Below are 12768 nucleotides of genomic sequence, written 5' to 3' on the forward strand. Positions count from 1 at the left end.
CCCGTTCACCCTTACTTATTTATAAGCGCTTATAATGGATGTAATAGTGTATAATTTTGGTAATCGATAAATACATAGATATTGGGGAATTGACAGATGAATAATGACTATATTAATAGAATTGATAACGTAATTAAATACATAAAGGAAAATAGCAATCAAAAACTCACTCTCGATAACTTGGCCGGCATTTCAAACTTTTCGAAATATCATTTTGCAAGAATATTTACCTCTATAGTCGGTGTGACTCCAGTTGCGTTTGTAAATCAAGAGCGTTTACAAAAGGCTGTTTATCTATTGGCTGAAACTAACAAGACCATTTTGGAAATATCGAATCAATGCGGCTTCGAATCGGTATCCACCTTCAATGCACTCTTTAAGAAGCACTATAGCAAGACCCCGAGTGACGTTAGAAATAGCGTAAAGAAGAATCGCAATATTCCATTACACTTCAGCAATAAGCAAGAAGAGTTCCCTCCTCTTGAGGCTTACAATGGGATTGGGAGAAATCACATTCTGAAGAGGGCGTGGGAAAACGTGATCACAATCAAAGAACTTCCTGAATATGAAGTGGCATATGTTAGGCATGTCGGGAGTTACTTGGATACTCATGTTGCATGGGACAAGTTGGGACGTTGGGCAAGCTGGCAGGGACTTACTCCGAACCATTATTATTTTATCGGAATATCGTTGGATGATGGAAATCTCGTAGAAGAATTTGCTTGCCGATACGATGCTTGTGTCACATTGCCAAGCGGATTCGATAGATCCGGACATACAAAACATGTGGAATTCAAAACATTATCCGGTGGAAGGTATGCTGTATATCCATTCTACGACACAATCGATAAATTTGTTCTCGCCTATCAAAATGTATTCAGTCTATGGTTACCGGATAGTGAGTATGATGCCGACGATAGGCCATGCCTCGAATTCTGTATGAATGATCCTGCTAAGGATAAGGAAGGGAAATGTAAAGTGGATTTATATATACCGGTCAAGAAGAGAATTTAAATAATCATATGGAAGGAAGATGATGATTGGGATCTCCTATAGGGATCGTGGATTGGGTAGAAAAAAATGAAAAAATGGAGGAATTATTAAATCAAGAGAATACCTTGACCATACAGGCAATGGATCATGGATTTGAAGCTGAAGTCATGAAGATAAGTTCGAATAAAGAGAGCTTTGTATTGAAAGTATGGAATAAGAGCTCCAAGCCTGATGTTAGTTTTCAATTTTGTTTATTGAATGCCCTTTCTACACGAGGGTTATCAGTCTCTAAGCCAATAGGCTGGGGGATCAACCCCAACGCAGATAAAGTGCTGCTGACAACCTTTGACGGAATGCCTGTTCTTAAAGTGAATGACAAGAAAATGACTGATATCTCGAGGATATTATCAGGAATACATCAAGTCCGAGTAGAAGAAATCGGGGATATTCAGCTTCCCAAATACGACTTTATTGAATATTTTTTTCCTGGAGTAAGGGGGCACGATGACATAAACAGTGCATTGTCTGCTCTTCTTCAAATCATTCAAATCAAGCAGGACCGTATCATTCATGGTGATTTCCATGTGGGAAACATTGTAGAGGATAATGACCGGTATACCGTAATAGATTGGACGAACGGACAATTAGGCGATTTCAGATATGATTTTGCATGGTCGCTTATGCTACAAAGGATATACCTTTCAGATGAACATGCACAGGTGTTTCGTTCCGCGTATCTATTGGGAAATGTAATTTTGCAGAAAGACCTCGAAGCTTTTGAAGCGTTGGCTTGTCTTCGGTGGATATTGCTTAACAGAAACGGTGGTGTACCCAAAGGGCCCAATACGATAGAAAGGGTAAAAGGGTTAACAGCCAACAATTCATTCTTAAAAGAGCTGGAGTTTAGAGATTTATCAATTAAAAAGAAAACATGGAGCGGTGATGGAATGAACATTGAAGCAGTTTATGAGCAGTTTCCTAGCCTGAAGTCAGATGAATTCGTATTGAAAAAAATTGAAGATCATCATTTTAACGAAGTCTTTGAAATCTATAACAATGTAAAAGTATTTGAATACTGTGGCATAATACCCAAACACAATAAAGATACTGTGAGAAACATGATCGGGCATTTCGAGAGAGACTATAATAAAAGATCAAGGGTTAAGTGGGGGATATTCGCTAACCCCGAACCCGACCGGTTGCTTGGAATTATTGAAGCTGCCGAATTTAATCAAAAGGTAAATACTGTGACGATTGGCTACTTTTTGTCGGAAGCACATTGGGGAAAAGGTATTGCTAGCGAAGCGTTAAAAATATTGCTTGATTTTTTGTTTGTGGATGTCAACATCAACAGAATTCAAGCGGAAGTGATGCCTCAAAATGAGACTTCAAAAAAGGTATTGTTGAAGAATGGCTTCATCAAAGAAGGGACATTAAGACAAGCGACACTATGGGCAGGGAAAGGCATTGTCGATTTAGAAATATACAGTATTTTAAAAGAAGACTATGTAAAATGATAAAAAGCTTCTTCATTCGGGTTCCATGCCAGTGAAGACAAGCGGAAGCACCGGCATTTATGGCCGGTGCTTCACTCTGAAGGCCTGAGCCCAATCCCAGGCGGGTTTTACACACTCGGAAGATACCATTTCCATTTTGCAGTATAATAGGATGGAAAATGGAGGGGAATGGCGATGAACGATGCGATATTGATTATAGAAGATGAAGCAGGAATTGCCTGCATGCTGGAACTGCTGCTGTCCAGGGAAGGGTATTCTTCCGTCCTTACCGCTTCTACCGGGGCGGAGGCGATGATCCTGATGGACAGCCGGGAACCGGATATAATTTTACTGGATGTGATGCTCCCGGACTGTAACGGCTTCGAGCTGTGTCTGGAGCTGCGCAAAAAAACAAACGCCCCGATCTTATTCCTGACTTCGCGGGCTGCCGATTATGACAAGCTGACCGGATTTGCGATGGGCGGGGACGATTATATTACCAAGCCGTTCAACTCCCTGGAGGTGGTGGCGCGGATCAAAGCCCAGCTTGCCAGAAGAAGACTGTATCAGCAGGAGGCCCCATCTGCCTGTTACACTTTTGCTGATTTTGAAATCAGCAAGGATACCGGCGGGCTGACGGTGCGCGGCCAGCAGCTTCACTGTACGGCTAAGGAGTTTGCGCTGCTGCTGTTTTTTGCCGAGCATCCGAGCCGCCTGTTCACAACGGCCCAGCTCTATGAACAGGTCTGGGGTGAAATGCAACTGGGCGATGAGAAAACGGTTGTTATTTATATTTCCAAAATCAGAAACAAAATAGAGCAGGACCCGAAGCAGCCTCGTTACATTGTCAATTTCCGTGGATTAGGCTACAAATTTATTCCGAACCCCGTACCGACTGGTCAAATATGAAAGGGGTCGTTCGTGTTGGCTTGCGGCTGCTGCTTTTTTTGCTTGCCCTGGGTATAGGTGTTATCGCCGCCTGGCTCGTTCTGTTTATCCTTTTTATTTTTATGCGGCAAATGGTTCCATGGCTGAAGGGACTTGAGTACATACAGTTTCAAATCTGGAGTTTCCTGATCGTGTGCTTGTCTGCGCTTGTCTTCTATCTGTGGAGCCTGACGAAATCGATTTTTTATATGCTGACCTGGCTGAAACTGCTGGCAAAAGGTCACTATGCCGAGCCTCCGCGGAGCAATTGGCTCGGCCGCCCCATTCCCGGAAATCAGCTCACGCTGCCCTATGCTCTCTTTAAAGAAATAATCGGACAGTTGTCCACATTGACCCTTGCACTGCAGCGCACGGAGAAAGAAAGACATGAATTGGATGAGAAGCGCAAAAGCTGGATTGCGGGCGTGCGGCATGATCTGAAAACCCCGTTGGCCTATATTCGCGGTTACAGCTCCATGATTGCAGCCGCTGATCAATATGCCTGGTCTACTACGGAAATAATTCAGTTCGGCTCCTTAATGGAACAAAAGACGATCCAGGTAGAGCAGCTTATTGAAGATATGAATGCTTTCTATCAACTGGACGGCAGCGAGGTTCCGCTCTCGCGGGAATCTACGGAGATGGCAGGATTTATCAGGCAGATCGTTACCGATGTCGCTGATCATCCGCTGGCTGCACAGCATACCTTTGCCTTCAATACGGACGGGGAGAAATGCCTTGATATCGATCAACGTATGATTCGGCGGGCGCTGCACAATTTGCTGTGGAATGCCGTGGTTCACAATCCCGCGGGGTGCCATATTGAAACCGGGCTACGCTGGGATCAGTACGGACTGACGGTTGAGATTCGCGACAATGGGTCGGGGATTGATGCGGCGGCGCTAGAGCAGCTGAACGTGGCGGAGGACAATATGCTGTCGGCGCGGGCCAGATTGGCGGGCTCCGGCCTGGGCATGGCGCTGGCAAAGGGTTTTGTAACAAGGCATGGCGGCAAAATGGCTGTACATAGCAAACCGCAGCAAGGAACGCAAATCACACTTTTTTTTCTTTATTGAATGCAGGCCGGACATCCGCTTTTTTGTGGTGTTGGCCTGTTTTTTTTACTTAATTTTTACTATTCTTTACCCCGCTGCTACTTCCAGCGCCTATTATTGTCCCTATATCAAAGATATGAGGTGACAGGAGATGCCACAACTTATAGTGGAGACAAAAGGGCTGACCCGCCGCTTCGGCGAGCAGGTGTCGGTGAATGAGGTAAACCTGGAGGTTCCCGAGGGGAAAATATACGGTTTTCTAGGGCCGAACGGTGCAGGGAAAACTACAACGATCAAAATGCTGCTGGGTTTGCTCCGGGCCGATAGCGGGACGATCCGCATTTTTGGACAAGAGATGCCGGGCAACAGTCAGGACATTTTGCGCAAGGTAGGATCATTAGTAGAGAACCCTTCCTATTACGGGCATTTGACCGGGTACAAAAATTTGAAAATACTGAGCACACTGCTGAAGCTACCCGACCGGCGCATCGGTGAGGTGCTGGAAATTGTGCGGCTGACGTCAAGTGCAAACCGCAAGGTGAGCGGATATTCCCTTGGTATGAAGCAGCGGCTGGGCATAGCAGCAGCTTTGCTGCGGGATCCGCAGCTGCTGATCCTGGATGAGCCGACCAACGGCCTGGACCCGGCCGGCATCCAAGAAATACGGCATCTGATGCTGTCACTGGCCCATGATCAGGGAATGACGATCATGCTGTCCAGCCATCTGCTGAGCGAGGTGGATACGATTGCAGATGAGATCGGGATTATCAGCAGCGGCAAACTCGTCTATCAGGGAGCATTGGAAATGCTGGAGCGGCGCAGGGGAAAAGTCATGGAATTTGCCGTGGAGCGCCCGGAGGAAGCGCTTCGCACGCTAATGCTGCAAGGATTTGCCGTGGAGCGGGAAGGAAATATGCTGTCAATTTCAGCAGAGAATGTCAGTATGTCGCAGGCAGAATTGTTCAAACTGCTGGGCCCTTACGGGATTATGAATGTACGGGAAAGCAGCAAATCGCTGGAAGAGCTGTTCATGGAGTTGACCGGAAAAGGAGTAAGCTTATGATGTGGCGGGCCTTGCGGGCCGAAGGCATGAGGCTCAAACCTGCGGCCCGCTGGCTGCCGGTTATCAGCGCCGGGCTGTTCATCGCATTTATGTCGCTGGAATGGTATCTCTATTTCAAAGGCCCGGCAGGGGTATACAGCGTATTTAATGTGATGTATATGTTTCTAGGTTTCGTATTGCTGCTAAATACCGCGTTACTCACGGGTATGATTGCCGGTTTGGAACACGAATCCAACAGTTGGAAGCAGCTGCTGACCCTGCCTGTTTCCCGCTCTGTTCTTTATTGGGCCAAGGCGCTGTGGGTTCTTTTTCTGCTGTTGTGTACGGCCTTGCTGATTATTGCCGGCCTGATCCTGCTCTGGATTTGCTACACTTCCGAACCGCTGCCGTTCCAGCTTCTAATCAAGCAAATTATGTACAGCTTTCTCGCATCAACTGCGGTGCTGGGGCTGCAGATGTGGCTGTCTGTCCAATTCTCGAACCCGGCCATTCCGATGTCCATCGGTTTTCTGGGCGCTGTTTCTGGCCTATTCATAGCGCGGGACAGCGGAGCAGCATTGTGGACCTGGCTGTGGCCATGGGCCTATCCGACGATGTCCAGTCCGTTCATGGCCCATCCTGAGAGGTGGATTGGCATAAGTGCAGGTCTGGGAGCGGTGCTGCTAGCCGCCGGGGCCCTGCATTTTAAAAACAAACAATTTTAATTAACAGGGGTGTGATTATGGAAAATTTGATGAAAGCCGAACGAATGAAGCTGCAGTATCCCGTCATCTTCATCCTGTTCCTCCTCGGTGCGCTGGGAACTGTGATGCTCGGAATGAATAGTTTAAATTCGGAGAATTTTGTCGGTTTTTTTGAGCGCGGATGGAAAACCTTTTATCTGCATATGGCCAGCTTTCACGGGTTGTTTTTTTATCCGCTTTACGCCGGGGTATTAGCTTCTTTTATTTGCCGTTATGAGCATACAAACGGGGGCTGGAAACAACTGTTTTGCCTGCCCATTCCCCGTTCCCGTGTCTATTATGCCAAATTGGGAACGCTGATGCTGCTGATGGGGTTGATTCAACTGCTTTTTGCCGGATCATATCTGCTCGCGGGAGAACTGCTTCAATTGGGGAACGATTTGGATTTTACCGAATTGATCATGGGTACGGTTGGGGGATGGCTGGCCATACTTCCGTTTGCGGCGCTGCAGTTATGGGTATCCATGCGCTTGAAGTCGTTTGTTTCCTCCTTGATTTTATCGGCTTCGATCGTGATAGCCAACATTGTGCTTACCGGGCTTCATGCCTCGATCGGCGCCTGGTTTCCTTCTACAACGGCCTACTACGCGATGTATCCAAGGGGGACGGCTTTGTCGCCCCGGCTGGATGTGATCCCGTTCATTCTCATTGTGGCCGTAACCTCTGCTGCGTACATCTGGGCGGGGCGCCGTTCGCTTATGCACAGGGCCTAGCTATAGACAAATCTTAACCGGAGAATGTAATGCTGCAACCCGATAATTGGAGCGATATACATGATACTGTAAATAGGAAAGAGGGGAATATGAACCCCTCTTTTTTGTCCTGTTATCGTACAATGTTGATTTATTGAACAAAAATATGAACGCCGTCTAGGTTTACGTGGTCATATCATTGTTGTACTAAATATCCGATAGTTCAGCTATTCTGCTTGCAGTGTTGGACTATGAAAGAACATCCGCGTCTGCAGTTGGTCCTTCTCCCCCCTTACAGCCCCAATCTTAATAATCAATAAGCACCTGACGGAAATGGTAGATCGCCTGCTTCTCAGGTTACGATCTTAATTTACTACAGATGAGGCGGGAGTATTGGATTGGGCCAAGGGTTACGATTTCATATGACGTTAACATCGCGAATCGGTTTTTATTTGATAATTTGGCACTTTGCTTCCAGAAAAAATAGTGGTAACATGGAAATTATTTAAAAAAATAGAATAATAGAGGTGAAAGAAGCTTGTATTCAGTTCGGAAGGCATCTGAAACGAATCAGTTTAACCAACATATTCCATCGACGGTCTCCCTGATTTGGACTCAGCTTCGCCCAAAACAATGGAGTAAAAATTTGCTAGTTTTTGCTGCTCTTCTTTTCTCTATCGATAGGATGGAGATAAGTGAAATAGCCCTCTCCACTATCGGTTTCGTTCTTTTTAGTTTGGTATCGAGCACCATTTATATCATCAACGATTTCATAGACCGCGAAGCGGATCGCGTCCATCCGACCAAATGCCACCGTCCGATGGCATCTGGACGACTCAAGCCTGCCTTGGCCTTGTCCGTCGGAGCTGTACTACTTTTGTTTGCGTTACCAGTCTCCTGGCTATTAAATCCGTTATTCACGCTTCTCCTTGTAGTGTACATTCTGCTAAATATTTCTTACTCTCTTTATCTGAAGCATGTGGTCATCGTAGACCTGATGATCATCGCGTCTGGATTCGTGTTGCGCGCCATTGCGGGAGGATTGGTTATCAAAGTACCATTAACGCCATGGTTTCTTCTCTGCACGCTGCTGCTATCTTTGTTTCTGGCCATTGGAAAAAGAAGACACGAGCTAATTCTGCTTCACGAAGGCAAAGGTACGCACCGCAAGGTGTTGGAAAGCTACTCCGTGCCATTACTGGACCAGTTAAACAACATCGTCACTACAGCGACTATTATAAGCTACTCGCTGTTTACCTTTACTTCGGGGCACACCGTTCAGCTGATGTGGACAATCCCTTTCGTCATTTACGGGGTTTTTCGCTACCTTTATCTTATTCATATCTGCAACAAAGGAGGTTCGCCTGATCGCGTTCTATTTGAGGATAAGCCGATTTTAATCACCGTCATGCTTTATGCGATTAGTGTTGTTGCCATCCTCATGATTTTTGAAACTTGACCGAGTTCGGGAGAATACTTTTATGAAAACAAAATTTGCTTTTTGGGATGTTGATCACACTTTGCTTCGCGGGGATTCCATGCTGCTCTTTTTATGGTATGGACTTCGTAAAAAACCACTGACCGCTTATCGGATTGCCGTAGTGCTGTGGAGAACCCTATGCTACAAGTTCGGATTAATAACCGCTGAGCAGGCCAAGGCCGCATTCTTTTACGCAGTCAACGGTTTTTCTGACTCTGATCTGGAACATTTTTTTGATACCCAGCTTCGAACACGTATCTATCAGGACGCTTATGAGGAACTCCACCGATTGAAAATGGAGGGTTTTCGAATCTTGCTCGTGTCAGCTTCTCCCTATGCATACCTGAAGTTTTTCAAGAAACTTCCGGAGGTCGATTTCGTAATTGGAACGGAACTGATGAGAAAAAACGGTTGCTATGTTCCACTTATACAGGGACTTAACTGCAAAGGGGAAGAAAAAGTCGAACGGATAAGGCGCTATTTAGAAGATAAGTGCCAAACTATTGATTTCGAGAACTCATGCGCGTACTCTGATTCGTTGTCAGATCTGCCTATGTTTCGTCTGGTCCGTAATCGGTATCTAGTAAACGGCCAACATCCTGAATTAGAGGCTCGCCAATGGGACAATGTGAAAACACCCTATCTACATGCAGGGAAAATATATATGGTCCTCTCTGCATTTTTGACGGCAACGGGCCAACTGTTTTGGAAATGGGGATGGGATGCTATATCTTACTTTGCTCTCGGTTTTCTTTGCTATGGGGGTGGGGCTTTTTTTATGATTCGCAGTCTTTCGCTAGAAAAACTCTCTGTGGCCTACCCACTGATGTGCCTCAGTTATTTTTTTGCACTGGGTTATGGGTATTGGATACTTCATGAGCCTATAACTTGGGATAGGTTTTTGGCCGTAGTGCTAATGGGAATCGGGGTGTGTCTGATATCGTATGAACGATAAATGGAACGTCGTCGTCCTCGTCGTCATGACTCTATTGGGATCGCTCGGAGGAGTGTTGTTCAAGCTTCGCTCCGTTTGGGGAAAGCCGGTATATCTACTTTTCGGCACCCTTCTGTATGGACTCGGTGCACTCCTCAATATCTATTTATTGAGGTCGTTGCCTTATACGGTGGTCATGCCTGCCAATGCATTGACCTTCCTCTGGACACTCCTGTTTGCCAAATACGTCTTCAGGGAACAGATTGGAGCAGCTAAGATTACAGGTGTTATCTGTATCGGGATTGGCATATGGCTGCTGGCAAGGTGAGTGATTTCAAAATTAAGTTTATGAAATGAGGTTGAATCATCACGTGATCCGTTACCTATTGCAAGACCGGACCGACAATAAAACCGCACTCGGTCTGTTTATCTTTTTTGTCGTCCTATACATCGCAATTAATACTCCATTTCTGCTACTCATGGATCGTCAAGCCAGCCTTATAGCCGCTCACAATCCATTTTATGGCGTAAAATTTGGGCTCAACCTTTTTAACTTTGATCCTTCCATGTATTACGGTTACGATAATGTCTCTGTCATACATCCCTATAAAAATATCATTGCGGGTCCCCTTGGTGCTCTGGCTAATAACGGTCCGGGTAATAGCTTGTTCCTCATCGTTCAATCCGTGCTGAATGCAGGAGGGACAGCACTTCTGTACTATATCTCACGACGGCAAGGAACGGGGAGAGGGCCATCCGCTCTGATTGCGTCCTTATTTGGCATCAGTTCTTATTCTCTCTTCACATCGTTCATTCCGGATTCTTATCCGTATGCGCAATTTGGACTGGTTATCTCGGTATTTTGTCTCCAGTATTACCGTGACAGTAAACAATCTCCGATATTGCCGTTAGCCATATTGGGAATAGTGAACTTTGGAATAACGGCTACAAACCTCATTCCTTATGCAGGTGCATTAGTCGTACAACAAATGGGACGCCGGGTCCGGGATGCTGTTCGAACTCTGCTGTTGGTTCTGTGTTCTTTTATTCTACTAGCTATCCTCCTCTTGTTGATTCAACTGCTGTTGCCGGGCGGTGTCACCTGGGTCTCTCATTGGCAGGACGGATTAAAAAACGGAGGGTTCAGTTATATCGCCCCCTTTTCCTTCTCCCACCACTGGAAATCCATATATATGTTGGGGATTAGTCCGCTGCTAACTCCCGACGTGACCCTGGTCCATAAAGGAGTTGCTGCTATTGCGACTGACTTGTCGCAGTCCTATCCTATATATGTGTCTGTGATCGGATTCCTATTTCTCACCAGCGCGTTAGCGGGATGGATATTGGGAATCCGAAAGCGGGAAGGTTGGATTCCGATAATGTTCATCGGTTTTGCCTTCTGCCTTCACGTAATTGTGGGTTACGGACTGGCAACCTTCAACTATGACCTATATCTGTACGCTGGTCATTTCTGGTTTGCCTTCTTCCTGCTGATTTCTGTGTCTGTGAGGTCCATCAGCAATACCAAACTGTATAAAGCCATCGTTGGGCTACTGGTGGTGGTTGTGCTTGTAACTGCGGGACATAACCTTCTACATCATGCCCGGGTGCTAAAAGCTGTTGAGCAGGGATATGTTACACTGTCTGAAGAGAAGTAGGCAATGAAGAAAGACAATTCAAATCTAGCCCGTTTTAAGTACTATTGCGAAAATATCAAAAAAACCAATCCCACTATCTAAAATATATTTTCAAATCTATCGTCGATCTGGATCGCAAACTCAAAACCGGACTCAAAAAAAGTCTGAGGGGTCTCCGGTAGATTGAAAAGCAAGTCGAAGATGACGATTCGGTAAAAAGCGAAGTGACTCGAGATTACTTAGCAGTCACTCGCTCGCTTCTTCTGGAGGAGGGAAATCCTACACTGGATTTGCCCAGGGTTTCGGATTTATGAGAAAAGCGAGCCGTGAAACGGTAGCAGATTCTGATTCAGGAAACCTCACAGGTACTTGCCCTGGACACGGACCTTTTACCTGTTATGATTTGCCCTGGGGCCCTCGCGCGAATAACGACCATTAACGTTTTTTTCGTCAAATGAAAACGAAATATTGGCGAACTACGGGACACCGCAGTTGGAACGAACATATCCTCCGCTGCGGTGAGTTTGGTGTTCGTCGATGATGCCTTAAGACCGGAGCATCTGTTGACGAGGCTACAACAAGTTCCGTATGAGGCGTTTGACAAGGAACAACGCCGCTGGGCGAAACTACGAAACGTCTTTAACGTACCTCAAACAGATTGAAAAAAAGCTGTGTTAGTAAATCACTCAATCGTATGAAAAGTGCTTTTTATAACTCTTTTATAAATAAAGGAAATTTATGGTTGACAGTTATTTGAGATAGATTTACATTATTGGTAGTGAATTGTAAAAGTATTCACAAAATTTATTTAGGAGGATTACTATGAAACGTACAACGAAAACAGTAATGTCAACAATTCTAGCTGTTGCAACAATCTTTAGCGCATCGCCAGTATTTGCTTCCAGCGCAGCTCCTAAGGAGCTTACTCCAGTCTCGGGCATTATTACTCCTTTCGATGTTGATTACCCTTTTGATCAGATACGAGTTCTTGGAAATCCTGGAGCTAATAGAACTTTTAACGTTAAAGCCAATTATGGCTGGGTAAAAGTATGGGTTGAAAATAATGGGAATGACACCATCACTGTTACAGTTACTCAAGGTACAGTAGCCGGGACCCAAAAAATGCAATTTCAGGTTCCTCCAGGTGAACACGATTTTAGAACTGCAGATGTCCCTTGGTCATCGGGAAATCATGTTGTTAGTTTGAGTCCGTCTCAGGGTAATCCAGTAAACGCTAAACTTTCTGTTAAGACTGCAACTTCTGAGCCTGAACTCTAAGTTAATCAGACCGCGTCAAGGACGCTTTGGAAAGAAAAGATTAAGCAGACGGGGCATACATGAAAAAAATCATTCCTGTATTTCACTAGGCCCACTGGATAAACAGTTTTTCATGAAAAGAACGTGAATCCAAAAGACGACGATTATTCTGATTTCACAGAATGAACCGTCGTCTTTTCGCTTGCTCTCCCCTTATGTGGCTCCTGTTTACTCCATCAGTTTCAATAATCGTTTTCAATTGACCGTGAATATCGCCATGGCCTCCTGAACCTCCATTCCTAACAGCCCCCGACTCGTGACTTTGTGCAGCATCAGGAAACGCCCGTCCTGTTCAATCAACGCGAGAAGCGTATAGAGTTGGACCAGTAGTTTTAATTTATAAATATTTATAAGAATGTTCAACAACGGGTAACAAACGGCTTCAGGGTTACCCTTATTCTTTTTCAACGGTAGATGTATATAACCATCCG

12 protein-coding genes and 1 pseudogene are annotated in these 12768 nt (G+C 45.4%); all 13 read left to right on the forward strand.

Translation table 11 applies throughout. The features are described 5' to 3' along the window. The first annotated feature begins 96 nt into the window (after window positions 1–96). Entirely contained in the window at window positions 97–1014 is a 918-nt protein-coding gene (locus NSS79_RS03950; protein WP_342438366.1) for an AraC family transcriptional regulator, read from the forward strand. Between the two features lie 119 nt (window positions 1015–1133). Continuing rightward, window positions 1134–1673, forward strand: a pseudogene (locus NSS79_RS03955) (aminoglycoside phosphotransferase family protein); the annotation flags it as partial. A gap of 267 nt (window positions 1674–1940) precedes the next feature. Further along, the gene (locus NSS79_RS03960; RefSeq protein ID WP_342440294.1) at window positions 1941–2510 is read left to right on the forward strand and encodes a GNAT family protein; all 570 of its coding nucleotides are present in this window, start codon (window positions 1941–1943) and stop codon (window positions 2508–2510) included. A 174-nt stretch (window positions 2511–2684) separates the two neighbouring features. Continuing rightward, window positions 2685–3398: a response regulator transcription factor gene (locus NSS79_RS03965; RefSeq protein ID WP_342438367.1), complete on the forward strand. Its 714-nt coding sequence runs from the start codon at window positions 2685–2687 to the stop codon at window positions 3396–3398. Next, on the forward strand, window positions 3395–4492 hold the full coding sequence (locus tag NSS79_RS03970) for a HAMP domain-containing sensor histidine kinase (RefSeq protein WP_342438368.1): 1098 nt from the start codon (window positions 3395–3397) through the stop codon (window positions 4490–4492). The genes NSS79_RS03965 and NSS79_RS03970 overlap by 4 nt, the downstream gene beginning before the upstream one ends. A 130-nt stretch (window positions 4493–4622) precedes the next feature. After that, a complete protein-coding gene (locus NSS79_RS03975) occupies window positions 4623–5534 on the forward strand; it encodes an ABC transporter ATP-binding protein (RefSeq protein ID WP_342438369.1) in 912 nt (303 codons plus the stop codon). Continuing rightward, window positions 5531–6238 (forward strand): ABC transporter permease, encoded by a 708-nt coding sequence (locus tag NSS79_RS03980; RefSeq protein WP_342438370.1) that lies wholly within the window; start codon window positions 5531–5533, stop codon window positions 6236–6238. Before NSS79_RS03975 ends, NSS79_RS03980 begins: the two co-directional genes overlap by 4 nt. 17 nt (window positions 6239–6255) lie before the next feature. Beyond that, entirely contained in the window at window positions 6256–6990 is a 735-nt protein-coding gene (locus NSS79_RS03985; protein ID WP_342438371.1) for an ABC transporter permease, read from the forward strand. Between the two features lie 565 nt (window positions 6991–7555). Further along, on the forward strand, window positions 7556–8428 hold the full coding sequence (locus NSS79_RS03990) for a decaprenyl-phosphate phosphoribosyltransferase (protein WP_340899625.1): 873 nt from the start codon (window positions 7556–7558) through the stop codon (window positions 8426–8428). Between the two features lie 22 nt (window positions 8429–8450). Then, a complete protein-coding gene (locus NSS79_RS03995) occupies window positions 8451–9404 on the forward strand; it encodes an HAD-IB family hydrolase (protein ID WP_342438372.1) in 954 nt (317 codons plus the stop codon). Then, window positions 9394–9711, forward strand: a complete 318-nt coding sequence (locus NSS79_RS04000; protein ID WP_340894841.1) for an EamA family transporter — start codon at window positions 9394–9396, stop codon at window positions 9709–9711. The genes NSS79_RS03995 and NSS79_RS04000 overlap by 11 nt, the downstream gene beginning before the upstream one ends. 43 nt (window positions 9712–9754) lie before the next feature. After that, entirely contained in the window at window positions 9755–11041 is a 1287-nt protein-coding gene (locus NSS79_RS04005; RefSeq protein WP_342438373.1) for a hypothetical protein, read from the forward strand. An 801-nt stretch (window positions 11042–11842) separates the two neighbouring features. Beyond that, complete coding sequence (locus tag NSS79_RS04010; protein ID WP_340894836.1) at window positions 11843–12298, forward strand: hypothetical protein; 456 nt, start codon at window positions 11843–11845, stop codon at window positions 12296–12298. Window positions 12299–12768 lie beyond the last annotated feature (470 nt).

It is taken from the genome of Paenibacillus sp. FSL L8-0436, assembly GCF_038593025.1.
In the GTDB taxonomy this organism is placed as follows: Bacteria; Bacillota; Bacilli; order Paenibacillales; family Paenibacillaceae; genus Paenibacillus_AQ.